The sequence below is a fragment of the Pseudazoarcus pumilus genome, from assembly GCF_002872475.1.
In the GTDB taxonomy this organism is placed as follows: Bacteria; Pseudomonadota; Gammaproteobacteria; order Burkholderiales; family Rhodocyclaceae; genus Pseudazoarcus; species Pseudazoarcus pumilus.
The window spans coordinates 2,248,053-2,271,898 of sequence record NZ_CP025682.1; the positions used below are offsets into that span (position 1 = coordinate 2,248,053).

Here is a 23,846-nt window from a genome sequence, read left to right on the forward strand (position 1 = left end):
GGCGCCGCCCGGGTCAGCCGCCCGCCACCTCGGGATTGACGAGATTGGGCGGACGCCGGCCGGCGAGCGCGGCGATCAGGTTGTCGGCCGCGAGCATCGCCATGGCCAGACGCGTGGCGCGCGTCGACGAGCCGATGTGCGGCGTAAGCACCACGTTGTCGAGCGCGAAATAGCGCGCATCGAGCGCCGGTTCGTTCTCGAACACGTCCAGCCCCGCGCCGGCGATGGTCTTGTTCTGCAGCGCCTCGATCAACGCGCCATCGTCGACGATGCCGCCGCGCGCGATGTTGATCAGATGCGCCGTGGGCTTCATCTGCGCGATCTCGGCGGCGCCGATGACGTGATGCGTGGCCGGCGAATACGGCAGCAGCAGCACCAGGAAGTCGGACTCGCGCAGCAATTCTTCCTTGCTCACCAGCGTCGCCTGGCACGCCTGCTCCTGCTCCGGTGCCAGCCGCGAGCGGTTGTGGTAGATCACGCGCATCTCGAAGCCGGCGGCGCGGCGCGCCACGGCCTGGCCGATGCGGCCCATGCCGAGGATGCCCAGCGTGGCGTGGTGGATGTCGTGGCCACGCCAGTCGTCGTGGAACTTCCAGCCCTGCCACTGGCCGTCGCGCACCCACTTGTCGGCGCCGACGATGCGTCGCCCCGATGCCAGCAGCAGCGCCCAGGCGGTATCGGCCGTGGTGTCGTTGAGCACGCCCGGCGTGTTGGTGGCCATCACACCGGCCGCGCTGATCGCCGCGAGGTCGAAATTGTTGTGCCCCACCGCGACGTTGCACACCGCCTTGAGGTTCGGCGCGGAACGCAGTGCCGCTTCATCGATGCGATCCGAGAGCATGGTGATCGCGCCGACCTTGTCTGACAGGCGTGCGGCCAGTTCGTCGGCCGGCAGCGCGACATCCTGATCGTTGTAGTCGATCTCGAAGTGCTGCGACAGATGTTCGATGACTTCGGGAAAGACAGAACGGGTGACGAGAATTTTCGGTTTGATGGCGAGTCCTCCTGTGTGCACTGCGTTTCATGAAATCCGCCGGCAGTCTTGCCAATGCAGAACGCGGCCACGGGAATCATCCGGGATTATCCCGATCTTGCCCAGCGGCACATGTTCGCAGACAGCGGCGGCTCGCTGCGTCTCAGGAAGCGTACTTCACCGTGCAGCCGTAGGCACGCGTGACCGGATTGGGCGCGGGTTCGCCGGCCTTGACCGCGTCGAGCGCCTCGACCACGTAGTTGGTGGCTTTCTCGATGTCGGCGTCGCGCGCGGTGGCGATGGAATCGATTCCGCCCATGTACTGCAACACACCCTCGGCGTCGATCACGTACATGTGCGGCGTGACCTGCGCACCGTAGGCACGTCCCACCTTGCCGTCCTCGTCGATCAGCGTGTTGGTCACCGCGGTGACGTCGCGCTCGGCGTTGAGCGCCTGCGCGCGCTCGCCGCTGACGTGACCCTGCGAGCCGGGCTCGGACGAGATCACCTGAAACCACAGCGCACCCTGCTCGGCCGCCTTCGCCTGGGTGGCCTGCATGTTGCCGGTGCGGTAGTGCTTCATCACGAACGGGCAGTCATGGTTGGTCCATTCCAGCACCACGGTCTTGCCGCGCAGCGCGGACAACTCGACGGTGGTGCCATCGGCGGCCATCGCCTTGAAGTCGGGCGCGGGCTTGCCCACCTCGGGCGCGGCCAGTGTGGCAAGCGGGATGAACAGGCCGGCGGCGAGCGCGGCGGCGATCAGCGGGCGAATCGTCATCTTGGTTCTCCTGTGGGTGGTTGCATGTACACGGCTCATACGCCGATGGCGTCGAGCACGATGTCGGGGGTGAGGATCTGCGGCAGCACCACGGCCTCCGAGCCGGCGCCGGGCGGGTAGTACAGGTACAGCGGCACGCCGCTGCGCCCGAAGCGTTCCAGCACGGCCGTGATGGCGGCGTCCTGGTTGGTCCAGTCGCCCTTCAGATAGGCGATGTCGCGCTCGGCGAAGGCTGCCGCCACGTCCGCGCGTTCGAGCGCCACCTGCTCGTTGACGATGCAGGTGATGCACCACGCGGCGGTCATGTTGACGAATACCGCGCGCCCTTCGGCACGCAATGCGTCGAAGCGTTCGGGTGCATAGGGCTCATGCGCGAGCAGTGCGCCGGCACGCGCGGCGGCCTGCGTCTCGCGCGGCTGGGTGGCCAGCCCCGAGCCGACCGCCAGCGTCGCGACGACCAGCATCGCCGCTGTCGCTTGCGCGCCACGGCGCAATCGCGCGGCCGAGGCCCAGGTGGCGTCGTACAGCCATGCCGCCAGCGCGATCGCGAGCATGCCGCCGGCGGCCACCAGCACGCCATCGGCGCCGGCCTGCAGGGCCAGCACCCACACCAGCCACACCGCCGCGCCATACATCGGGAAGGCCAGGAATTGCTTGAAGCGCTCCATCCACGCGCCCGGCCTGGGCAGTCGCGCGACCAGCGCCGGCCGCCACGCCAGCACCACGAAGGGCAGCGGCAGCCCCAGCCCCAGCGCGAGGAAGATCGCCACCAGCGAGGCCGGCGGCTGCGTCATCGCGAAACCGATGGCCGCGCCCATGAAGGGTGCGGTGCAAGGCGTGGCGACCACCGCCGCCAGCACGCCGGTGAAGAAGCTGCCCGAATGCCCGCCACGCGCGGTCAGCGACTGGCCGATGCCGGCCAACCGGCCGCCGCCGAGGGTGAACACGCCGGACAGGTTCAGCCCCACCGCGAACAGCAGCCAGGCGACCATCACCACGAACACCGGCGACTGGAACTGGAAGCCCCAGCCCAGCCGCGCCCCGCCCTGCTGCAGCGCCAGCACCACCGCCGCGAGCAGCGCGAAACTCGCCAGCACGCCGGCCAGATAGGCCAGGCCATGGCCGCGCACGCCGGCCGCATCGCCGCCACTGCGCACCAGCGCCAGCACCTTCATCGCCAGCACCGGGAACACGCAGGGCATGAGATTGAGGATCAGGCCGCCGGCCAGCGCGAAGAGCAGTGCCATGCCCAGACCGATGGATGGTGCAGCGCCGCCATCGTCGCGCGCCACCGGCTCGCCCGGCGCGATCGCGTCGACGCGCGGCGCGGACACTTCGAAGGCGGTCGTGAGCAGGCCGTCGGCGGTGTCCTCGCGGATCACCAGCACGCCGGCGAGCGGCGCATCCGCAGGAGGCGCCTGTCCGCGCGGGGCGGCGAGCACGATGCCGTCGGCCGTGCGCGACAGGGCCTGCGGCGCGGACTGGTCGATGCGCCCCCAGTCGTAGGGATAGAACCAGATGTCGCGCGCGCCTTCGGGCAGTGCACCGGCGTCCACGGCCAGCCACAGACCGTCCTCGCCGACCGCGTGACGCGCGGCCCACGGCGAAGGCTGCGGCAGGCGGGCGCGCGCCGCGTCGATGGCCGGGTGGCCGTCGCCGCGCGTCGCCTGGGCCACCGGCAGGGTCAGTTCCAGTTCGACGTCCTCGGGGATGCAGATGTCGGCGCACACCAGCCAAGAAACCGCCGCACGCAGCGCGATCGTCATACCCGGCGCGGCATCGGCGGGGACGGTCAGCGGCGAGAGCAGCGTGACCTCTCCCTCGTAGCCGTAGTTGGTCACCGGCCCGAGCGAGTGGCGCTCCGGCGCCGGCCATTCGATGTCGCCGACCGCGGCACCCTCGGGCGTCTGCCAGTCGATGGTGGTGGCCAGCCCGGAATCGCCCGGATTGCGCCAGTAGGTGTGCCATCCGGGAATGATGGTCTTGGCCAGGCCGACCGTGACCGTATCACCCGGCGCGACGGCTTGCGCCGAGGCGACCAGACGTGCACTCACATGCGGCGTTGCGACCACCGCCCCCTGCTCCTGGGCCGACACGCCGAGCGACGCCAGCGTGAGAGCGCAGGCAGTCAGGCCAGAAAAGATGTGTCGAGGGGACATGCGGGAATCTCTCCGGACAGGAACCGGGTTGCCGAACGTGGAGTCCCGCGGCGCGCTGAGGTTCCGCACGAGCGGAACGAAAAAAGCCAGCCCGAAGGCTGGCTTTTCGTTTTGGTGCTGCTGGCCGGAATCGAACTGGCGACCTACTGATTACGAAGGATCGTCCATTTTGCGCAGGATCAGACACATAGCCACGAATCGGTCACAAACTGAGCGGCCCGCAATCCCAGTGTTTTAGCGGGTTGATTTTGGCGTTTGTGACCGGTTTCTGGCTCGCGCGGCTGCCGGCTAGACGTCGATCGCGTCGATCTCGGCCGGCGGCGTGCGCAATTCCTCGCGCTCGATGCCGTGCCGCGCGAGCCAGTGGCGCGGGTCTGTGCGCAACTCCCGATCCGAGCGCAACCACGGCAGCCAGCCGCCAACGCGAACGGCCGCGTACATCACCCACCGCTGCGACCAGCGCACGCCGACGGACTCCATCGCCGTCAGAAACAGACGATCAGCCGCCGACCGGCTGCGGTCCTGCACGACGTAGAGATAGTCGTGCAGCACGGCCGCGCGCCGGTGCCGGCCATTGACGGGGATCAGGCCCTGGAATAGCCGTGGAATGCTCGCCAGGTCCGTGCGGAAACCCTCCGGCACGACGATGCGTTCGTCATCGGTCTGCCAGACAAACGGCGCGTGCAGCACCCACTCGCCGCTGCGCTGGCCGTCGCGGATGATGAGCTCGCCGAGGAACATCAGATCGCCATCCGCGCGACCAGCGCCACCAGCGGCGCCAGATCGGCGACGATGCCGGCGAGGCTCATGCCGTCGGCGCCCTGCACCGATAGCCGCTGCACGGCCTCGTCGAGTCGCTGGGCGCGGCGGTCGATTTCGATGAGCCGCATGCGCTCGAGCGGGTCGGCGATCTGGCCGGCCTCGATCATGGCCACGGCCTCGGCGCGTAGCTCGCGCCACGCCGGGCGGGCGATCTCGTACAGCGCCAACGCTTCGGCGATGGCGGGCAGGTCGCCGGTCTGCAGGCGGTCGTGCAGGAGCTCGACCACTGCCCACGCGCGCTGCACTTCGGCGCGGCGCGGCTCGGGCACGGTGTCAATGTGGCGCTCGTAGATCGCAGCGGCGTGCTGGTACTGGTCCTGCAGCGCGACCAGATGCGATGCGGCCAGAGTGGCGTCGCGGCTGGCCGGCGTGCATGCGCCGATCAGGATGGCGGCGATCAGGATGAGGATGGTGCGCATGGTCTTGCTCCTGTTGGTGGGCGACGCGGGTCGGGTTTGTCCCCCGAAACTTGATCGGAATCCGCCGTTGTCGCCCGTTGATCGGTCATGCCATTGCGGTGAGGGCCTTCTCGGTGAGCGCCACGCGATCGGCCAGGCCGTGCGTGCCGCCGTTGATGAGCCGGGTGATGCGCTCGACGTCGACGCGGTCGGCGTGGGCGTTGAGTCCGCGCATGTGCCAGTACCAGCCTGCGGAGAGCGCGGCATACAGCGGGTATTCGAGCAGTTCGGGGTAGGTCTCCAGATCCACGCCGAGCGCGGCGCCGCAGGCGCGGTAGTTGCTGCGGCCGGTGATCTGGATGAGGCCGCGCCCGCGGTAGCGCCAGCCGTCGCCGGATTCGGGGGGCCCGTTGCCGAGCCGGTCGGCGTACACGACGTTGGCGATGCGCTCGGGCTGCCGGTGCAGATCGCGCGCGAACGCGTTGGGCTCGCCATCCGGGCCGCGGAACCGTCCGGGCCAGGTGGCGGCCATGCCGTGCGCGCTGTAGTTGAGGTTTTCGGTGAGGCGGTCGAAGCGCGCGGATTCGTGCGCGAGTTGGGCGACGAAGGCGGCGATGCGCGCCGGGGTGTCGATGTCGTAACGCCGGCAGGCGATGCGCAGCGGCTCGACGAACTTGGCTGCGGTCGCCGGGCTGCACCCGGTGGCGCGTCGCAGGCGGTCGGCGGTGAGGAAATCAATTTGACGGGTCATCGCGCTGCATCCTTTCTTCGCTCCGCCGCTCCTCGCCGCGCTTGCGCATGGTGAATTCGACGTCGACGCCGAAAACCCGGAAGGCATAGCGCGCGCCGAAGTTGTGGCAGGCCAGTACGAACGGCACGCCAATGCCGACCGCCATGGCCCAGCCCATCACGGAAAGCGTGTCGCCCGGGTGGCCAATGTGGTGGCCGAATGCGTAGCTCAGGCCGCCGCACACCACGCCGATGAAACCGTAGGCCGTCACTTGCCCGGCGAGAATCTGGCCGCGCTTGAGGCCCAACGCAGACCCGGCAGCGCAGCCACCCACGGCACCGGACACCGACGCCAGGAAGAACAGGAAAATCGTCCAGAGGTCGGGGTTTTTGTCGGGCATTACGTGCGTCCTCATTGCGGTCGGCGTTGTCGATAGCGCCGCCAGGCGCGCATCAGGGCGGCGGCGAGGAGCTTGAGCCCGATCGGGTGCATGGCCGGGCCTCCTAGATCTCGATCACGGTGACGGTGGGCGCGGGCGCGGCGCCCTCGATGACGCCGCCCGGGCGGAACCACACGCGGTCGTTCACGGTGGCGTCGCCGCGCGCGGTGTGGATGCCGCCGTCGTCCAGTTCGATGACGCACTCGGCGCCGTTGACGGCGGTGACGGTGCCGACCATCAGCGGGGGCGGCGCGAAAATGCGGCGCAGCGCGATCAGGGCGTTACTCATGGCATTCGATCTCCAGCGTCTGGCGCGCGCGCGGGCGCGCGAAGCTGGCGCGGGCGCTGCGCACGATGCCGCGCAGTGCCGTGGCGCCCTCTTGCCATTCGACGAGCGCGCCGATTGGGATGAGTCCGACGGCGTCGAGGATGGGTGTCTCTACGGTGATGAGTTGCTGCGCTCCGGTGTTGCCGAGGATGGCCTCGCCGCGCCCGCGCGCGGCATCGACGTGGGTGACGAGCGGGTCCACCACGGCTTCGGCGGCGCGGTCTGCCGCACTGCCGGTGCGCTTGACCTGGGCGAGGATGCCGCCCACTTCGCCGCCCTGGATCCACACCACGTTATGCGGCGGGCGGCGGATGTAGCGCGTGGCCATGCGCGTGGTGGCCTCGGCGGGCAGCACGTAGTCGGGCGTGGCGGCGGCGAATTCCCACGGCAGCGTCGGGTAGCGCGGCAGCACGTGCAGGGTCTTGATGATGGGGTCGGCGCGCACGTAGCCGCCGCCGGCTTCGGCGATGCGGCGCACGGCTTCCAGCGGCGTGCCGGTGTGTACCCAGGCGCCTGCGGGGATGAGCCAGTCCGGCGCGCTCCACGCCAGCGACCAGCCGATGGAGACCCCGTTGTCCGTCAGCGCAGCGGCAGCAACTTGCTGCGCGGTGAGCGCGCCGAAGGTGTTGTCGCGGCTCTCGCGCTCGTAGTTGGGGTCGGCGATGTTGGCGGCGATGCCACGGCCGCCGATGTTGATGCGGTCCTGCGCGAAGCGGCGATCGCGGGCGATGTCCTCCACCAGCAGACGCCACGCCACGCCGTTGATCTGCGCTTCGAGCTCCACCAGCTCGCCCGGGGCGTTCGGCTCCAGGTCGTCGAGTTGCTTGGCGAAAAGCGAGGCGGACCACGCCCAGTGCACGTCGTCGGCATCGCCGCGCACCTCGAGCGTGAGCGCCTCGATGGCGAGCGAGTTGCTCACCCGCATGAGGCTGGCGTTGTTGACCACGATGTAGCTCCTGAGCTTCGGGACGAGAATCGTCCCGTTTTCGTCGGTGGGCGGTTCGTTGGGCGGGGTGACCACGCCCCAGCCGGGGTCGACGATGCGGCTGTAGCGCACCCACGGCAGCTCATGCACGGCATAGGCGCGCACGGCGCGGCCATGGCGGGCGGCAAGGCGCTGGTCCAGCGTGGCGCACACGCCCCAGGGCAGCGTGGCGGCGGTGTCGCGCGCCTGCGTAATGCCCCAGCCGGGGCGCTCGGCCCGCGCGGGTGTGCGGGTGTAGCGGCCCCACGGCAGGCGGCCGTCTCGGTCGGCGGTGCTGGCCACGCCCCAGGGGAAGATGCTGCGCGGGTCGGCTTTGCGGTCGAACGTGCCCCAGTTCGCGCGCACGGCACGGTCGGCCGTGTCGGCCACGCCCCAGGGCAGCACGGCGCGCACCGGCAGCGGGTCGGCAATGCGCCACGGCACGCTGCGTGGGATGTCGCGCAGCGTGGTGTCGGCGCGCAGCGCCCGCACGCGGCTGATGGACGGCGTGGCCAGCACCCACGGCGCGACCACGCGCGCGCCGATGCGGCGCAGGCCGGTGAGGGTGTATTCCAGCCAGATGTCGTCGCCCTGCTCCGCCGCCGCCGGCTGCGGGCGGTAGTTCAGGCCGATGCTGTTGCCGGGCTGGGCGCTCATGCGGCCACCTCGTCCATGGCCAGCACGGATTCCACGCGGTTGGCGCAGGGCGGCGCATAGTCGGTGGCGGCCTCGTCCAGATGCACGGACAGCACCGTGAACAGGCGCGCCTCGAAGCCCACCGGCAGGCGGAACAGGCCGGCGCTGGTGTCGCCCTGCGCGACCAGCTCGCCGGTGTCCAGCCGGTAGGCGCGCACGCGGCGCTCCACCAGCACGCCCTGGTCGCGCACCGCGCCGCGCAGCTCGTAGCGCACCACGGTGGCCACCACCGCCGGCGCACCCAGCGGCGACGGCACGGCGGCCAGGGCCGTCTGCACCAGCTCGCCCAGCACCGCCGGGACTCCGAGCGGGCCGGGCACGCTGGTGCGCGCTTGAACCGGCACATCGGCCCGCGCAGCGGGCGCACCCAGCGGTGAGGGCACCGCCGCCACGCCCTCGACCAGGATGACGAGCACCTCGCCCACCACCGCCGGCGCGCCCAGCGGCGACGGGACGGAGACCAGCGCGGTGACCAGCGTCGGCGCCCAGGTCTCGTCGGCGGCGTCGTGCGGCAAGCGCAGTTCGGCGTCGACGCCCACCCATGATTCGTCGGCGGCGTCATGCGGCAGGCGCAGTTCCGGCGCGCTCATTGCGGGATGATCCTGCGGATTCTGTCGGGGCGCACCGGCGTGGATTGGTCGCCGTCGTCGTCAGCCAGCACGATGCGGCTGCACTCGGTGGCCGGCACCATCAGCGAGTAATCGCCGGCGGCGTCGGAGACGGTTTCAAACCCGCGAACGGGCGCAGCGCGGGGCACGGCGAAGATGCGGCGCTCGGCCGGATCGCCCGTAGCGTCGGTGACGTTGCCGGAGATTTCGCCGACGAGTCGGGACAGCTCGTACGGGGTATCGCCGAAAATAGAGGCCCCGCGCCAGATCACAAAATCCTCCGCGTAACCGGCATACGGGGATGCACTGCTCGGCGATGTCGCAAAAAGTCGCAGCGGGCTGCTCGGCGCGGCGCTGGACGGGCTCGACCGCGCCGAACTTCCGACCACAGCATCGCCGACACACAATCGGATCGTCGTCCCGTCGAAATCCAGCACAACCTGATTCCACGCATCGCTCGGGACGACACCGGCAGACGTGTTAATATCCACTTCGTATGTCCCGCCAGTTCCACGCGCGATCAACAGACGCAATGCGCCGGTGTTTCGCACACCGAGATAAATGCCCCGGTTCGCGGTGGCGCCGCCGCCCGTATCGACGATCGTCCGGTAATCTGCGCTACCGGCCGGCCTCACTCGGACCGCGAGCGTCCACGGCTCCGCACCAGAGTGCAGGAATGTCCAGTCTGCGTTTACGGCGCCCTCCAGAATCGCGTCGCCTGCGCCATCGAAATACGCGCAGCTGCCGTAGTGCTCGCCCTGGCTCGTGACGGTTTTTGCGTCTCCGATCGCGGTCGCTGACCGAGACTGCGGGCCGTAGTCCCGGAAATCTACGCCGTTGTTGTCGCCGAACATCGGCAGCAGCAGCGCGACCTTGTCGTAGTGCGGAATGCTCACAGCCTCACCCCACAACCGCCGCAACCATCTCGATCGGCGCGCCCGCGACCACGGTCAGGGTGTTGAAAACCGCCTTGCCGCTGACGGCCTCGGTGCCGGCTTCGGCGGGCAGGGCGAGGTGTACGGTGCCGTCGCCGTCGACGAACTCGACATAGGCGATGGTGCCGCCGGCGTCGGCGTCGTCCTCGCGGCCGTCGAAGTCGAAGGCGAGCTGGCCGGTGGTGCCGTTGACAGTGCCGCAGGGGTCGGTGAGGGTGATGGTGCCGAGCAGCACGTCAGCGGCGTCGCGCACCAGCACGGCGCCGGGCAGCGTTGCGTGGGCGTCGATGAGGTCGCGCACGGCGGTGTGCGCGGCGATGATCGCGGCGGCGCTCCATTCATACGTTTCGGGGGCTGGCATGGGTGTGGGTCTCCTGGGTTAATCGACGTCGCCGCGCGCTTCGATGTCGAACTGGTCGCCTTCGAGGGTGGCGCCGGCGAGGATGGTGCGGGCGATCCACGTGGGGCCGGCCGCGCCGACGGTGTTGAGGCGCAACTGGTTGCCCGTGGCCCAGCCTCCGCCCCAGCCGGCCGAGCGCAGCACGAAGTACGGGTCGCCGGTGAGCGGGTTGACGGGCGCGAGGTCGGTGCCGGTGTTGCCGGTGGCGATCAGGCCGAGGTTCTCGCCAAACAACTGGAAGCTGGTCGAGCCGGTGAAGTTGATGCGCCAGCGCTCGGTCACGGCGGACTCGTTGAGCACCTCGACGGGGTTGTCGATGTCGTTGTACTGGGCGTTGGCCTGGCTGCCGATCAGCGTGTCGGACCACACGCCGGTCCACGTGTTTTGATCAAACAGGCTGGTGACCAGCGCCTGCATGTCGCCGAACAGCAGCGCGCCGGACAGGTAGGTGCCGTCCACCGGGTAGTCGCGCGAGAGCGCGGGGTCGAAGCTGACCTGGCCGTTGATCTGCACGTCGGAGAGCAGCAGCATGTCCTCGATGCGATGCACGGCGGTGAGCGGCTGCGCGACCCCGGTGCCATCCCAGTCCGCGGCGATGGTGACCACGCCGGTTTCCAGATTGACGGCGTAGCGGTCCTGCGCGATGGGGTCGCCGTTGGCATCTTCCAGCCGTACCACGGCCAGGTCGGTGCGCGGCAGCGCGTAGTCCGCGCCGGCGAGCACCGGGTTGTCGAGATCGGTGCGCTGGGTGTTGTGCAGCACCACCACGTCGGCCGGGCGGTAGATTGGCACGCGGCCATCGCTGGGCAGGCGCACCGGGTCCAGCCCGAGGATGTTGGCGTCGAGCGGCAGGTTGGTGAGGATCACGGAGTTGTAGCGCAGCGTGCCGGGATACACGTTGCGTGGCACCCACTCGCCCTCCACCATCTGGCCGAACTCGACGGCCACCACGCCCATGGTCTGCTCGCACTCGCCACGCATCCAGTCGCCGGTGATGACGCCGTTCTGGTCGGCGGTGCCGGTGAGCAGGTCGCCATTCTCGGCGGTGACCTGCACGTACAGGCTGGCCGGGCGGATGGGGCTGCCGGCGGTGCGAAAAAACGCCTCGGTGGCGACGAACTCGCCATAGGTGGTGAGCATGGCGTCGATCTGGCGGTTGACCGCGGCGCCGTCGCCCCAGTAGCTGAGCTGCGCGATGCCGGTTTCGTAGTCGATGGGGCCGGCGGCCAGGCCTGCGCCGGTGGCCGGGTCGACGTTGGTGTAGAGCGTGCCGTTGCGATCGATGTACGTCAGCCCCGTGGCGCGGAACAGCAGCGAACCGGGCACCACCGCATCGGCCGTGGTGGCGGTGAGGTCGAACGTTAGCGTGGTTACCGCCACTTCCTCGTCGGCCACGTCCTGCGGCGACCAGGTGCTGCCCTCGCCCGCCGTGGTGTCGCGCTCCACGACGATGGCAGAGGCCGACACGATGGCGTAGGTCTCGCTGCGCAGGCTCCAGCCATAGATGCCGGTGATGTCGTTCTGCGTCCACACCTCGCGCTGCGTCTGCAACGGGCTGGTGATGGTGACAACGCCCGTCGACGTGTTGAAGGTGCCGACTTGCTGGTCGTCCCAGCGCCAGCGGCGCTCGCGGAAGGCGGAGCCATCCCACCGCCCGGCGCGCACGCGCACGGCGCCACCACTGTCGATGTAGGCCTGCACGTCCATCGTCAGCGTGGCCACCTGCAGCAGCATGGATCCGCTGTTCAGATACGGGCCAGATCCCGGCACGGTGAATTGCCCGCCGCTCACCGGGTAAGCGGTGCTCATGTCCTCCGGTTGGCCGAACAGGTCGGCCTCGTCACCGTCGCGCCAGGTGTAGTCGTTGCTGAGGATGGATGCGCGATCGGGCGGCGTGCTGAATTTCAGCCGAACGACGCCGGTATGGTAGGCCACAGTGCCGGTCATGCCGGTGCCGGAAATGTTGCCGTTGCCGTCGTCCGTGGCGGTGCGCGTGGCGTTGCCGACCACCCACGACACCTCGAGCGTGCCGCGCCGCACCGGGCGTTGCGCCAGCGTGTAGGCCAGATCGAATGTGGTAGCGGCCACCGCGTTGGCGCCGTTGCGACGCTGGTAGTGCACCGGGCTACCCCACGACACCAGCACCGCGCTTCCCACGTCCGGCAGCGCGCCCAGGGTGACGATGCACGCGCCGGTGGCGTAGTCGACGCTACCGGTTCCCTCGCTGGGGTCGTTGGCCACCAGCACGCCGGCACCGTCGTCGCGCATGCGGTACCAGCGGCCCAGCGCGCGGAAGTCCACCACCACCGTGCCGGGCGCCGGCAGCGGATTGAGGGTGATCGGGTAGACGGTGCCGCGAGTGCCGAGGGTGACGGGGATCTGGTGCGTGTGGGCGGGGTTTGAGACCTGTAGTCCGGGGATGTATTTGGCGTAAATGCGAAAGCTGATGGTGCCCGTACCATCCGCGCCGCCGTTGCTGAGCAGCAGCGTGCCGGTGCCGGTGTCATAGCTGATGCTGCCGCCGTGGATGCGCACGCGGTTGCCCGCGCCAGTCACCTGCATCGATGGCGCGATGTTGCCATCCGCATCGGCCCCGGTTTCTGTCTCGCTGGCACCGGTCGGCTGCCCGGTGCCATCGACCCGCGCCAACACCAACGTCCCGGCGCGCGGCGCGAATCGCATGTGGAACTGAAATTCAATCGGGACCACAACCGCAGGTCGCGGCAGCGTGCCGCTGGCGATGACCTCCCACCCCTGCTGGCCGAGCAGGTCGCCAACGTCTTGCGCAGCGCCCATCATGCTGGCCATGCTGATTCCCGTCTCCCGCTGCGTGCTCGGCACCAGCGGCGCATACACGCTGGCCAGGCGCAGCGTCACGTCGCCCAGCTCGCCGGCCTCGGTGATGGGCTGCAGTCCATAGTATTTGCTGGCGTCGGCCACCTGCGTGGTGCGCAGCCTGGTCGGCGATGGGTCGGTGGAGTAGCGCGAGACTTCGCCGCCGGCGAAGGTCTGCGACAGGGTGCTGCCGATGCTCAGCGTGAGGATGCGACGCTGAAAATCGCCGACGTTGTCGGTGAAGGTGCGCAGTTCGTGGTTCACCGCGGTGATGCGCACGTACTGCTGCGTGCCGGCGCCCGCGCCGGATTCAACGGACAGCACGTACACCTCGCCCACGTCGGGGAGCGGATCTTCCGGGCGCTGGTAGAGCAGGATGGCGCGCTGGCCGATGAGCTGCTGGCCGTAGACGCGCATGCGGCTGATCGGCCCGGCGACCACGTAGCTTTCGATGCGGTCGCGCGCTGCGCTGCGCTGGTCGAACCACGAACCGGTCGAGAACAGGCAGCACGAGATGCGGTCGTTTTCCGGGGGCGCGGTGATGATGGCGTGCGCGCCGGCGTACATCTCCAGCGTCGCGGTGCGCACGGCCACGTAGATCTTGCGCAGGTTGACGCGGCCATACACCGAGTCGATGCGCGACACTTTCGGGAACACGTTGCCGGCCTGGCCGCTGGGGATGACGTTTTGCGTCATGCGCCCGCCCCCGTCGGGCGTGTCGCGCATGCGCTCGGATTCGAGGAGCTGGATGTCGCTGGGCAGGATGGGCATGGGTCAGACCTCGATGAGTCGGATGGTGAGCCGGTACAGGCTGGCGTCGGTCATGTCGTTGGCCGGGCGCAGGGGCACGGCCTCGAAGGGGGCTTGCAGGTCGAATCGCACGGTGAATTCGCGCGCGTCGGCCAGGGTGAGCGTGTAGGTCTGCCCGGCGTCGTCGGCCAACGCGCGCAGCGCCTTGATGGCACCCCGGCTGATCCACCCGCCGCGCGGATTGCTGGCCAGCGTGATGGGCCGGCCGGCCTGGCGCTCGGCCTCGTCGATGACGAGTGCACCGGCAATGGAGTGCTCGCGCGCCTGCTCCACGGGCGACCATTCGAATTCGTCCTGCCACCAGATGTCGTCTGGGATCTGCACGCCGCCGAGGGTGTGGGTGGGCATCAGGCGTAGCTCCGTTCGAGGTCTTCAAGCGTGCGGGCGAATCGCTGGGCGCTGTCGGCGTCGGCGAAGTTGTAGGTGTCGCGGCGGCCGTTGATGGTCAGCTCGACGCGGTGCATGGTCGGCGTGGGGGTGGTGGTGGATCGCGTGGGCGGGGCGCCGAAGCTGGAGCCCGCGCCCTCTTTCGCAAGCTGGCGCTCGTCGAGGAAGTTGTTCATGCGGCCGAGGATTTCGTAGACGGCCTTCGCGCCGCTGCCGACGGTGCCGATGCTCGACTGCATCATCGCGAAGTCTTTGTAGACCTGTTCCAGCTCCTTGCGCAGGGCCAGCCCGCCGATCTGCTCGGCGCGCGCGTAGGCGGCCTGGAAGGGGCTGTCGAAGGTGCCGCCGCTCGAGCTGCCGCCGCCGCTTGCGGCGGCGCGCTTTTCCGCGCCTTCGGCTGATTCGGCGGCATCGCCTGCCGCGTCGCCGATGGCCGCGAATTTGCCGGCGGTCTCGTCCGCCGCCTGGCCAAGCTGGCGCGTGGCATTCGCGGCGGCGCCCATGCTCTGCACCGTGGTCTTGCCGGCGCTGTCGGCCTGCACTTCCAGCCCGCGCATGGCGGCCTCTGCCCGCACAACTGAATCGGCCACACCACCGTTGGCCTCGATGGCCTTCTCGGCATAGGCGCGAAATGCGCGCTCGATGTCGCGGGCGCTGGCCGTGCCGCTGTCGCGGATCAGTTCGAAGTCGCGCCGGGCGTTGTCGGCGGCGCGCTGCAGGGCTTCGCTGCTGGTGATGCCGAGGCGCTCGTAGGCGGCGCCCACTTCCTCGGCGCTGGCCGCAGCGCCCTTGAGGTTTTCGTTTGCCTCGGCGGCGGCGGATGCGGCTTGCGTGACGCCCTCGGCGGCTTTGCGCGATTCGCCGTCGACGTATTCGAAGCCCTCGCCCAGTGCGTCGAGCTGCTCGGCGGAGAGTTCCGCCTGCGCGCCGGCCTTGGCGGCGGCTTCACCGGCCTTGGCGGTGGCGGTGGCGGCTTGCTGTGCGGCCTCGGCGCTGTCGGTGTAGCCGTCGACGACTTGCTGCCAGGCCTCGGTGACACGCACCGAAGATTCCTCGGCCTTTTTGGCGAATTCCTCGGAGACGTGCCACAGCGCGTCGGCTTCGAACTGGATGTTCTTGGCCATCTCGCTGAAGCCCTGCGAGACGCTGCCGAAGGTGAGGCGCGAGAACACGTCGGCGGTGTGGGCGGCGGCGCTGGTGATGTTGGAGAGCACGCCGGTGATGGCCTCGCCGGCGGCGTAGACCGTCATGCGGAAGCCTTCCCAGATGAAGTTCAGGCCGTTGAAGACGTTGCCAAGCTGCCGCCCGGCGGCGGCGACGCGCCCGCCCCACTCGTCGAGGATCTCCCCGGTGCGCTCGGCGAACTCGCGCATGTCGCGGGCGACGGCTTCGAAGTCGATCTGGCCGACGAATTCGCGCGCGGCATCGGCGGCGGACTGGAAGGCGGCGCGCAGGGCTTCGCCGAAGGCGCTGGCCGTGCCGTTGCTGACGAATTCACGCAGGCGCTGGGCGAGGTCAACAATCTGCTTCGTGAGCGGTTCGAGCAGCGGCTCGACCACGGCGCGGCGCACGGCGTCCCAGGCGCTGGCAAAACCGCGCGTGGCACCGCGCAGGTTGCCGTCCATGGTCTCGGCGGTGCGCCCGGCGGCGCCGTCGGCAGCTTCCAGCGAGGTGCGCAGGTCGTCGAGGCCGGCAATACCCTGGTTGAGCAGTGCGCGCAGGGCCGGGCCGGCTTCCTGGCCAACGGCGATGATGGCTTTCTGACCGCGCGGGCCGGCGGCGGCGAGCTGCTCCAGCGCGAGGTTGAAGTCGGTGGTGGTGATGCCGGCGGCGGCCAGTTCGTTGCGGAACTTGCTGGCCGGGTTGCTGAACTGCGCGAGGATGCTGTTGAGCGCGGTACCAGCGCGGCTGGCGTCGATACCGGCGTCGGCGAATTTGCCGATGATGGCGACGGTGTCTTCCAGCGACAGGCCGAGCGCCTGGGCGGTGGGCGCGGCGTAGGCCAGCGCCTGGCCGAGACCGGTGACGGTGGTATTGGCGCGCGCTGCGGCTTCGGTGAGCACGTCGGCGACGCGGCCGGATTCGGCCACCTCGAGGCCCATGCCGCGCACGGCGCGGGTGACCAGGCCGGCGGCTTCGGCAAGCTCCACGCCGTTGGCCTGGGCGAGGCTGAGCACGCCGGGCAGCGCCTCGACGGAGTCGGAGGCGCTGAAACCGGCACGGGCGAGGTTTTCCAGCGCCTGGGCGGCTTCGGTTGCGGTGTAGCGGGTGGTGGTGCCGGCCTCGTCGGCGGCGGTGCGCAGGCGGTCCAGCTCTTCGCCGCTGGCGCGCGTGATGGCCGCGACGCGGTCCATTTGCTCTTCGAAGTCGGCGGCGCTGCTGATGGCGTCGCCGAACATCTTGATGCCGAAGTAGCCGGCGATGGCCGCGGCGATGCGGCCGGCGTTGCGCTGCAGGGACGCAAACACGCCGGACGCTTCGTCCTTGGCGGTAATCAGGATGCGGGTTTTGGGATCGCGTGCCATGGCGGCGGGGGAACTCCGGCGGCAGGCTCATGCGCCCGCACGGGACGGACGCATTGGCATGACGCCGGGGTCAGACGATGGCGAATTCCATGAACTTGGAAAGTCCGGTGCCGACGCGGTTGTCGTCGGAGAGCACCGTCATCGACAGCGTGAGTTCGGCGAACTCCGAGCCGATGCGGCTGAAACCGCTGGTGGGCGAGAACTTGACGCGGAAGTAGCGCCCGACCATGGGGTTGCCGCTGTCGACCTCGTTGAGGCCGTCGAAAATCATCTCGTATTCCTCGCCGGAATTGACCAGCGCCTGGATGATGTACTGGGCGTTCTTCGTGTAGCCGACAGTGAGCGGCAGCGCGAGGTCGCCGACGAACTTGGCATCCGCAGCGGCCATCATCTGGATGCCGTGCGGGGTGCGCGCGTAGTCGGTGTCCTGCACCAGGGCGACGGGGCCGATGTCGCGCCAAGTGACGGTGCCGTCGCTGACGGTGGTGCCGTCGGTGGGCCACGAGGGCTCGACGCTCCCGGATTCTCCGGCCACGGTGACGATGTAGGCGCGGCTGGTGTCGGCGATGAGATCGCCCACTGCGTATTCGGTGGTGGCGGCCCACGACGCGGTGGCGTCGATGGCGACGGTGATGGCTTCGGCCGGGTCGGGGATGCGGGCGAAGGTCACGCGCTCGCGCGGCCAGGCGAGCGCGGCCTCGTCGGAGACGGTGTCGCTGGCTTCCAGCTCGTAGGAGCCGCGCAGGCCGATGGCGATGGTCTGCGGCTTGATGTCGTTGACGACCAGTTCGGCGGTGACGGACGACACCGTCTCGGTCACGTCCAGCTCGCCGCCGCCGACCTCCTGGAAGTTCTGGCGGCCTTCGCGCTCGACCTCGATGGTTTCGTTCAGGTTGATGACGTTGCCCAGGCGAAACTGGCGGCCCAGGCCGTTCTTGGGGCGCAGGCTCACATGGCCCTTGCCCTTGTAACCGCGGGTGGTGGAAACGAGTGGCATGACGTTACTCCTGAGGTTGCACCCGCAGCGTCACGCTGGGGATCGTGATGTTGATGCTGTAGCGCCACACGCCCCCGAACTCGTCGGGCGGCGCGCCGGCGTCGAACTCCACCTGGCTGTGCTCGCCGGTGGGTTGCCAGCCGATGAGGCGGCGCAGGATCTCGGTGAGGCCGTCGAGCGCGGCCGTGCGGTCGTCCTCTTTGGCGCGGGCGCCGGCGACATACAGCGAGACGGCGAAGCGGTGCTCAACCTGCGCGGCGTCAGTGGTGCGGGCGGTGATGGGCGCCCCACCCCACTCCGTGCGCAGGAAGATGGGCTTTGCGCCGCTCTGTCCAATCTCGGGCAGCGGGTCGAGCGTGCCGTGCAGATCGACACCGGGCACCGCGCCTTCGAGCAGCGCGTGCAGTTCGGTTTCGACCTGCGCGAACATCAGCCGGCCTCCACGAACACGCCGACGAGCTGCGCGACGCGCTCGTGCGCGTTGATGCGCTCGGGCGTGTCGGCGACGCGGTAGTCGACGCCGTCGATACTGAGCACGTCACCGGCCTCGATCGCCGCATCCGCCGCGAGATAGCGCAGCGTGTGGTCACCGACCATCGCCGAGCCGTCGAACGAAGAGCGGTCGACGACGTCGAACTGGCCGGTGAAGGGGTCGCCGGCCGAGGGGGTAGCCACGACGTTGTCAAGCAGCGCATGCGTCTGCTCGGACAACATCGCGTCCACGTCCGCGAACGGCGCGACGAGCCCCTCGCTCACTGCGCGCCCCCGTTACCGGCTGCGGCCTTGGCTTCGGCTTCCGCCTTGGCCTTGGCTTCGGCTTCCGCCTTGGCCTTGGCTTCGGCTTCCGCCTTGGCCTTGGCTTCGGCTTCCGCCTTGGCGGCGGACTTGACCGGTTCGGCGGCGAGACCGCGGGCGATCAGGGATTCGGCCTCGGCCTTGTCCTTGATCTCGAAGTCGCCACCCGGCGCCACTTCGCCAGCGCCGGTGACGATGGTGACTTTCGCGATGAGTTTCATGTCACCCTCCCGGTCAGCGGACGGTCGCGCCGAGCGATGCATTGACGCGGTACGGCACCGGCAGCGGCGCGGACTGCATGAGCAGGTAGCGCACGCCGGGGTCTTTCTCGACCCACGACTTGGCGAAGTACGGCATGGCCTGCGTGCCGGCCTCTTCGTCGAGGATGGCGCCGTAGGCGCGCACGCCTTCGAGCTGCGGGCTGGACACGATGACCGTGTGGTCGGGCAGGTACGGCGTGAGGTTGCCGGTGGCCGGATCGACGTACCAGCCGGCATAGACCCAGATTTCCAGATCGCCGATGTTGCCCATGTAGCGGCCACCCTCGCCGGCGGCGACCGGAGTGAGCATGGAGTTGCCACGCGTGCGGTCGAGCTCTTTCTCCACCGCCGGGTCGGCGTAGAACAAGTCCCACGCCTTGGCGTCCATGACGACGACGTTGGCCGTGGTGCCGGATTTCTCCGTGACCAGCATCGACCACGCCTTCACGTCAGCCAGCGGGCTCACACCGTCCTCGCCCCAGCGAGCCGTGGTGGTGAGCCCCTTGGTCAGGGTACCTTCACGGCCGAAGTCGACTTCAACGGTCGGGTACTCGTCACCGGCAACAGTGATCTTGCCGGTACGCATGGCCTCGATCGCCATGACTTCCTGACGGCGTGTGAGCATGTCGAGTTGATCCTGCAGTTCGTAGGCCAGCAGGATCTGCCGACGCTGCTCGGGGCTGAACTCGCCGCCGATGCGCTCCCCGATGACGCGCTTGAGCGCGCGCGACGGGTTGAAGACGCGCTTGTCCTTCACGTAGGCCGGCTTGAAAGTGCTGGTCTTGAAGCCGCGCGAGGCAACCACCTTGCCCGCCACGATGGGCGAGACGAACGGCGCGATGCGGCGCGAGCCGGTGTCGACGTCGAAGTGGATTTCCTCGGTGTCTTCGCGCTGCTCTTCGCGGAAGAAGGTGTTGAGGATGAACGGGGTCGGCTGCGGCAGCTCGGCCACGACGCGACGCAGGACGCCAGTGCTGAAAATATCCATGGTGGTTGCTCCTGTCAGGCGGCCTGAGCCGTGATGAGGGTGATGCCCTTGGCGCGCAACCCTTCGGTGATGCTGGCTGCGGTGTGGCCGGTGCCGATGGTCAGGGCGTTGGTGTTGAAGTCGCCGCGGAAGTAGGCCAGCGCGACCACGTCGCCGCCGCTGGCATCGACCGGCTCCGCAAGGATTGCGTCGGGGGTCTGGCTGCCGTCATCCGCAGCCTGGAGGCTCAGGATGTACTTGCCGCCGCTGGTGATCTTTCCCAGCACGGCGCCGCGCGGCAGAACCCCGGCGTCGATGGTGACCTTGCGGGCCACCAGCAGATGGGCGTTGCCGGCGATGAGGCTGTCCGGCGTATGAGTTTCGGTGGAGAAGCTGGCTTTCATGGCTTGGGCTCCCGATCAGCGGTGCGTGTTGAGGAGGCCGACAATCGACGCGGCCACGGCCGCTTCGCTGTTCTCGGCTTCAGGGGCGGCTTCGATGCCGGAAACGTCGGGGTTGCCGAGCGTGGCCATCAGCGCGTTGAAGGCGTTGCCGTCGTCCTTGGCTGCATCCGCCTTGGGCGCGGCGCCGAGAATGGCGGTGGCTTGCTCACCCGACAGCCCGGTGTTGATGCACTGCAGGGCCAGCGGCGAGCACGCAGCGGACTCGTGACCGAGGATGACGCCGACGCGCGCGCGCTCGGCCTGGGTGCCCTGCTCCACGCCTTCGGCGCGGGCTTTGTCGAGATCGGCCTGGGTGAGGCCGGTGGCGGGCTGCTTGTCGTCGCCCGCCGCTGCGGAAGTGCCGGACATGTGGAGGTCTCCTGTGTCGTTGGCGGTTGCGCGGGCGGACTGCCCGACGGGATACGACCGGGCGCGAAGCCCGGCCAATTCGGTGATGAGTTGATCGGTCGTGCCGAGCCGATCGGCCAGGCCTGCCGCGACAGCGGCCGGGCCGCGGAAAACGCGCGCCTGGGTGTTGCGCACGGCGTCTCGGTCCATGCGCCGCGCGGTGGCGACGTGGTCGACGAAGAGGTCGTAGAGGCCGTTGATCTCGACCTGGAAGTCGCGCCGCACCGATTCGGGCAGCGGCTCGAAGGGGTTGCCGTCGACCTTGTGGTCGCCGGCGAAGATGTGCGTGACGCGGATTCCGTCCTGCTCGAGGGCGCCGGAGAAGTCGACGTGACGCATGACGACGCCGATGGAGCCGGCGTAGCCGGTGCGGGTGAGGACGAATTCATCGGCGGAGGCGGCAGCGAGGTAGGCCGCAGAAGCAGCGAGGCTGTCCGCAACGGACACGATCGGCTTGCTGCCGCGCAGGCTCATGACGCGCTCGCCCAATTCGAAAGCGCCTTGCGCCTCGCCCCCCGGGCTATCCCACACCATCAGGATGGCGTGCACATCGGTGTCTTCTGCGGCCGACTCGACGGCAGCACCGATGTCGTTGTAGCCAATCAGGCGGGTACTGTCGGCGCCGAAGCGTGTGCGGTGCACGAGTGCCCCCGACGCGCTGACCACAGCAACGCCGTCGATATTGTGGAACTGCCCCGGGCGATCATCCGCAAACGGCGCGCGCGGATCGTTGTCGACGCGCCGCGTGGAAAACATGTCCGCAGGCAGCGGGCCGGACTCGAGCGATTGCCGAATAGATTCGAGATTCAGGCGCGAGGCGTCGGCACCCAGCAGCCGACCGCCCAGCCCGGCGATGATGGCGTCGAGCTTCTGCGGATGAATGAGCAGCGGCGTGTTGAAGATGCGCGAGGCCACGTGTGAGTAGTTCATGCGGCGGGGTCCTCCTGGCCGAGCATGGCGAGCGTGTCTTGATAGGCGCGGGTGCTGCGCGCGCCGGACTCGTCCTCGTCGTCGGTGTCGTCGTTGGCCTGGTCGGCATCGCGGCGAGCGAGGCCGCTGCGACGGGTGGCGTCGGGCTGTTCGGTGGAGAGGCCGCGCTCGGCCCTGAGGCGCTGCTCGACGGCGCGCTGGTCGAGCACGTCTTCGTAGTCGAGGCCTTGCTCGGCGCATTCCTGCTCGAGCGTGGAGAGGCCTGCGGCCATGCGCAGCACGGAGGCCTGCGCTTCCTTGACGGGATCGACCCAGCCCCGCCCGCCGAAGATGAAGCGGCAGCGGCTGTAGGCGTAGCGGTTGTCGTAGAAGCCGGGGGCGTCGATTTCGCCCGCGTTGACGGCCTCTTCGAGCCACAGCTCGTAGATCGGGCGCAGCCAGTAGTCGACGAGCCAACGGCGGCGACCGTTGAAGTAGCGCCAGGCCTCGAGCAGTGCGGCCCGCGCGCTGCTGTAGTTGGTCTGGCTGAAATCCTTGACGAGCAGCTCGTAGGGGATGTTCAGGCCCGCTGCGATGTGGCGCAGGCTGGCGAGCATGAAGGCCTCGAACGCGGCGTTCGGGCGGCTCGGTGTGAAGCTGGACAAGCGTGCTCCCGCGGGCAGCGGAATGACCGCCGCGCCTTCGAGCTTGCGCATGCGCTTGGTCTGCTTGACGGACTCGGCCCACGCCCCGCGCGGGTCTTCACCGAACAGCACACCGGCGGATTCGCCCAGGTCGGACTCGAGGAAGGCGGCAACGAGCGAGTTGGCGACACTGGCCTTGAGTTCGTTGCTGGCGTAGTCGCCGGCCATCTTGAATTCGCGCATGACGGCGGCGACGATGGGCTTGCCGCGCGACTGGCCGGTGCGTTCCTTGTCGTGCAGGTGGATGACGCGCCGGCGCCCCCATGGCGTGAAGGCAGGGATTCGGTCCCACTCCATGACCCGGCTGCCGGCTATCACCCCGGCCAGGCCCATTAGAGCGTCACCCGGGTGACGTTTCAGAACGTGGTAATGCGTCGGCGCGCCAAACTGGTCGAACTCGATACCGCCGCGGATGTTCTCGCGCGACTCCATGCCGATCGGCGTGCTCAGGCGATCCGACTCGACCAGCATGATGCGGGTGTTCCAGCGAGCACCTGCGCGCGGTACCCACAGCGGCAGGCCGAGGCCGTCGCCGTTGAGCATGGCGTCGGACAGGCCGCGCACGGCAATGCCCAACAGGTTGAGCGTGCGCGCCGCGTCGCATTCGTCCGGGCGCTCGGCCCAGCTACGGAACTTGGCTTCGGTGATGTTTCCCCACTCGCGCGCCTGCTCGCGATCCCAGCCGAGCAGGCGGTAATCGGGCGATGCGGAGAGCTTGAGGACGGCGCCGACGATGTTGTCGCGCATCGTCTGCATGCCGCTGGCCATGAGGCCGTTGTTGCGTGCCAGATCGCGCGAGCGGCCGATGAGCGATTCCAGATCGGGCAACAGGTCGGCATCCGCCGATGCGGCAACCGGGTTCCAGTCATACATCGCCAGGTCATCGGACGCGCCGGCGTGCGAAGCCATCGCGGCCCCGGCCGGTGTGACCGGGGCCGAAGCTGCTGCGGGGCGGGAGGTATGCTTGCGGCGGCGTCCCATGGCTACACCAGATAGATGGGACGGTGTTCGACCACGCCGTTGCGGCGGTCGAGCTCGGCACACACGGCGCCGAGTTCCTTGCGGATCTCCGCCACCTGCTGGTCGAACCGCGCATTGCGGTCGCCGCTGCCTGCTGCGGTGGGCTTGGTCAGCCGATCAGTAAGCGACGCCTGCAGCGTCGTGCGCAGGGCGGTGAGTTGCTCGGTCGTCTGATGGCTGTAGATACCCATGCACCGATGATCGGCGCGCGGGTTGTGAAAAATCCGGTGAAAATTTCATAAAAAACTTCACTTTCTGCCCTCAGCCAGAATCTGCCGGACACGGCGTTCGCTGAGGTCGTGTTCGTCCGCCAGTTCAGCCAGGTTGCGGCCGTTGAAGTCGCGCAGGATGGCGGCGCGCCGCTCGGCCGGCGATGTGCGCGTCTTGCGCACGTACTGGTGGGAACCGGAAATGCGGAATCGCAACCGATCGGCGACGTAGCCGGGCTGATCGCTGGACGGAATGCCAGCCCGCTGTGCGGCGGCGAGTTCCTCGGCGACGATGGTGGGGATGTCTTCGGTAAGCTCGGGGGCAATGCTCGGCGTCATGGCGA

Annotated in this window: 25 protein-coding genes; all 25 read right to left on the reverse strand. The window is 69.0% G+C overall.

From position 1 onward, the window contains the following. Window positions 1-13: 13 nt before the first annotated feature. The gene (locus tag C0099_RS10910; RefSeq protein WP_199797601.1) at window positions 14-1,015 is read right to left on the reverse strand and encodes a 2-hydroxyacid dehydrogenase; all 1,002 of its coding nucleotides are present in this window, start codon (window positions 1,013-1,015) and stop codon (window positions 14-16) included. 121 nt (window positions 1,016-1,136) lie between these two features. Continuing rightward, window positions 1,137-1,754, reverse strand: coding sequence for a redoxin domain-containing protein (locus C0099_RS10915; protein ID WP_102247440.1), 618 nt, complete (start codon window positions 1,752-1,754; stop codon window positions 1,137-1,139). 35 nt (window positions 1,755-1,789) lie between these two features. Next, window positions 1,790-3,913, reverse strand: a complete 2,124-nt coding sequence (locus tag C0099_RS10920) for a protein-disulfide reductase DsbD family protein (RefSeq protein ID WP_102247441.1) — start codon at window positions 3,911-3,913, stop codon at window positions 1,790-1,792. A gap of 288 nt (window positions 3,914-4,201) precedes the next feature. Then, the gene (locus C0099_RS10925) at window positions 4,202-4,654 is read right to left on the reverse strand and encodes a DUF1353 domain-containing protein (protein ID WP_102247442.1); all 453 of its coding nucleotides are present in this window, start codon (window positions 4,652-4,654) and stop codon (window positions 4,202-4,204) included. Next, window positions 4,654-5,154, reverse strand: coding sequence for a hypothetical protein (locus C0099_RS10930; protein ID WP_102247443.1), 501 nt, complete (start codon window positions 5,152-5,154; stop codon window positions 4,654-4,656). Before C0099_RS10930 ends, C0099_RS10925 begins: the two co-directional genes overlap by 1 nt. A gap of 85 nt (window positions 5,155-5,239) precedes the next feature. After that, a complete protein-coding gene (locus tag C0099_RS10935; RefSeq protein ID WP_102247444.1) occupies window positions 5,240-5,884 on the reverse strand; it encodes a glycoside hydrolase family 19 protein in 645 nt (214 codons plus the stop codon). Next, entirely contained in the window at window positions 5,868-6,263 is a 396-nt protein-coding gene (locus tag C0099_RS10940) for a hypothetical protein (protein ID WP_102247445.1), read from the reverse strand. Before C0099_RS10940 ends, C0099_RS10935 begins: the two co-directional genes overlap by 17 nt. 103 nt (window positions 6,264-6,366) lie before the next feature. Further along, the gene (locus C0099_RS10945) at window positions 6,367-6,591 is read right to left on the reverse strand and encodes a hypothetical protein (protein WP_102247446.1); all 225 of its coding nucleotides are present in this window, start codon (window positions 6,589-6,591) and stop codon (window positions 6,367-6,369) included. Beyond that, window positions 6,584-8,251, reverse strand: coding sequence for a hypothetical protein (locus tag C0099_RS10950; protein WP_102247447.1), 1,668 nt, complete (start codon window positions 8,249-8,251; stop codon window positions 6,584-6,586). Before C0099_RS10950 ends, C0099_RS10945 begins: the two co-directional genes overlap by 8 nt. Continuing rightward, a complete protein-coding gene (locus tag C0099_RS10955; RefSeq protein ID WP_102247448.1) occupies window positions 8,248-8,880 on the reverse strand; it encodes a hypothetical protein in 633 nt (210 codons plus the stop codon). The genes C0099_RS10950 and C0099_RS10955 overlap by 4 nt, the downstream gene beginning before the upstream one ends. Further along, window positions 8,877-9,794 carry a LamG-like jellyroll fold domain-containing protein gene (locus C0099_RS10960; protein ID WP_123785245.1) on the reverse strand — a complete coding sequence of 306 codons (918 nt, stop codon included), beginning with the start codon at window positions 9,792-9,794 and terminating at the stop codon, window positions 8,877-8,879. Before C0099_RS10960 ends, C0099_RS10955 begins: the two co-directional genes overlap by 4 nt. 4 nt (window positions 9,795-9,798) lie before the next feature. Beyond that, window positions 9,799-10,194 (reverse strand): hypothetical protein, encoded by a 396-nt coding sequence (locus C0099_RS10965; RefSeq protein WP_102247450.1) that lies wholly within the window; start codon window positions 10,192-10,194, stop codon window positions 9,799-9,801. Window positions 10,195-10,212: 18 nt separating this feature from the next. Then, window positions 10,213-13,839, reverse strand: coding sequence for a hypothetical protein (locus tag C0099_RS10970; protein WP_102247451.1), 3,627 nt, complete (start codon window positions 13,837-13,839; stop codon window positions 10,213-10,215). Window positions 13,840-13,842: 3 nt separating this feature from the next. Beyond that, complete coding sequence (locus C0099_RS10975) at window positions 13,843-14,226, reverse strand: hypothetical protein (RefSeq protein WP_102247452.1); 384 nt, start codon at window positions 14,224-14,226, stop codon at window positions 13,843-13,845. After that, window positions 14,226-16,790, reverse strand: coding sequence for a phage tail tape measure protein (locus C0099_RS10980; RefSeq protein ID WP_102247453.1), 2,565 nt, complete (start codon window positions 16,788-16,790; stop codon window positions 14,226-14,228). The genes C0099_RS10975 and C0099_RS10980 overlap by 1 nt, the downstream gene beginning before the upstream one ends. A gap of 70 nt (window positions 16,791-16,860) precedes the next feature. Beyond that, entirely contained in the window at window positions 16,861-17,787 is a 927-nt protein-coding gene (locus C0099_RS10985; protein WP_102247454.1) for a phage tail tube protein, read from the reverse strand. Window positions 17,788-17,791: 4 nt separating this feature from the next. After that, window positions 17,792-18,217, reverse strand: coding sequence for a phage tail terminator protein (locus C0099_RS10990; protein WP_102247455.1), 426 nt, complete (start codon window positions 18,215-18,217; stop codon window positions 17,792-17,794). Then, window positions 18,217-18,543, reverse strand: coding sequence for a head-tail joining protein (locus C0099_RS10995; RefSeq protein WP_102247456.1), 327 nt, complete (start codon window positions 18,541-18,543; stop codon window positions 18,217-18,219). Before C0099_RS10995 ends, C0099_RS10990 begins: the two co-directional genes overlap by 1 nt. Continuing rightward, window positions 18,540-18,803, reverse strand: coding sequence for a hypothetical protein (locus tag C0099_RS16135; RefSeq protein WP_199797602.1), 264 nt, complete (start codon window positions 18,801-18,803; stop codon window positions 18,540-18,542). Before C0099_RS16135 ends, C0099_RS10995 begins: the two co-directional genes overlap by 4 nt. A gap of 13 nt (window positions 18,804-18,816) precedes the next feature. Continuing rightward, entirely contained in the window at window positions 18,817-19,830 is a 1,014-nt protein-coding gene (locus tag C0099_RS11005) for a major capsid protein (protein WP_102247457.1), read from the reverse strand. 14 nt (window positions 19,831-19,844) lie between these two features. Then, window positions 19,845-20,213 (reverse strand): head decoration protein, encoded by a 369-nt coding sequence (locus C0099_RS11010; RefSeq protein ID WP_102247458.1) that lies wholly within the window; start codon window positions 20,211-20,213, stop codon window positions 19,845-19,847. A 15-nt stretch (window positions 20,214-20,228) separates the two neighbouring features. After that, entirely contained in the window at window positions 20,229-21,590 is a 1,362-nt protein-coding gene (locus C0099_RS11015; protein WP_102247459.1) for a S49 family peptidase, read from the reverse strand. Then, complete coding sequence (locus C0099_RS11020; protein WP_199797603.1) at window positions 21,587-23,182, reverse strand: phage portal protein; 1,596 nt, start codon at window positions 23,180-23,182, stop codon at window positions 21,587-21,589. Before C0099_RS11020 ends, C0099_RS11015 begins: the two co-directional genes overlap by 4 nt. A 74-nt stretch (window positions 23,183-23,256) precedes the next feature. Further along, entirely contained in the window at window positions 23,257-23,484 is a 228-nt protein-coding gene (locus C0099_RS11025; RefSeq protein WP_102247461.1) for a hypothetical protein, read from the reverse strand. A gap of 57 nt (window positions 23,485-23,541) precedes the next feature. After that, the gene (locus tag C0099_RS11030) at window positions 23,542-23,841 is read right to left on the reverse strand and encodes a Mor transcription activator family protein (RefSeq protein ID WP_102247462.1); all 300 of its coding nucleotides are present in this window, start codon (window positions 23,839-23,841) and stop codon (window positions 23,542-23,544) included. Window positions 23,842-23,846: the final 5 nt, after the last annotated feature.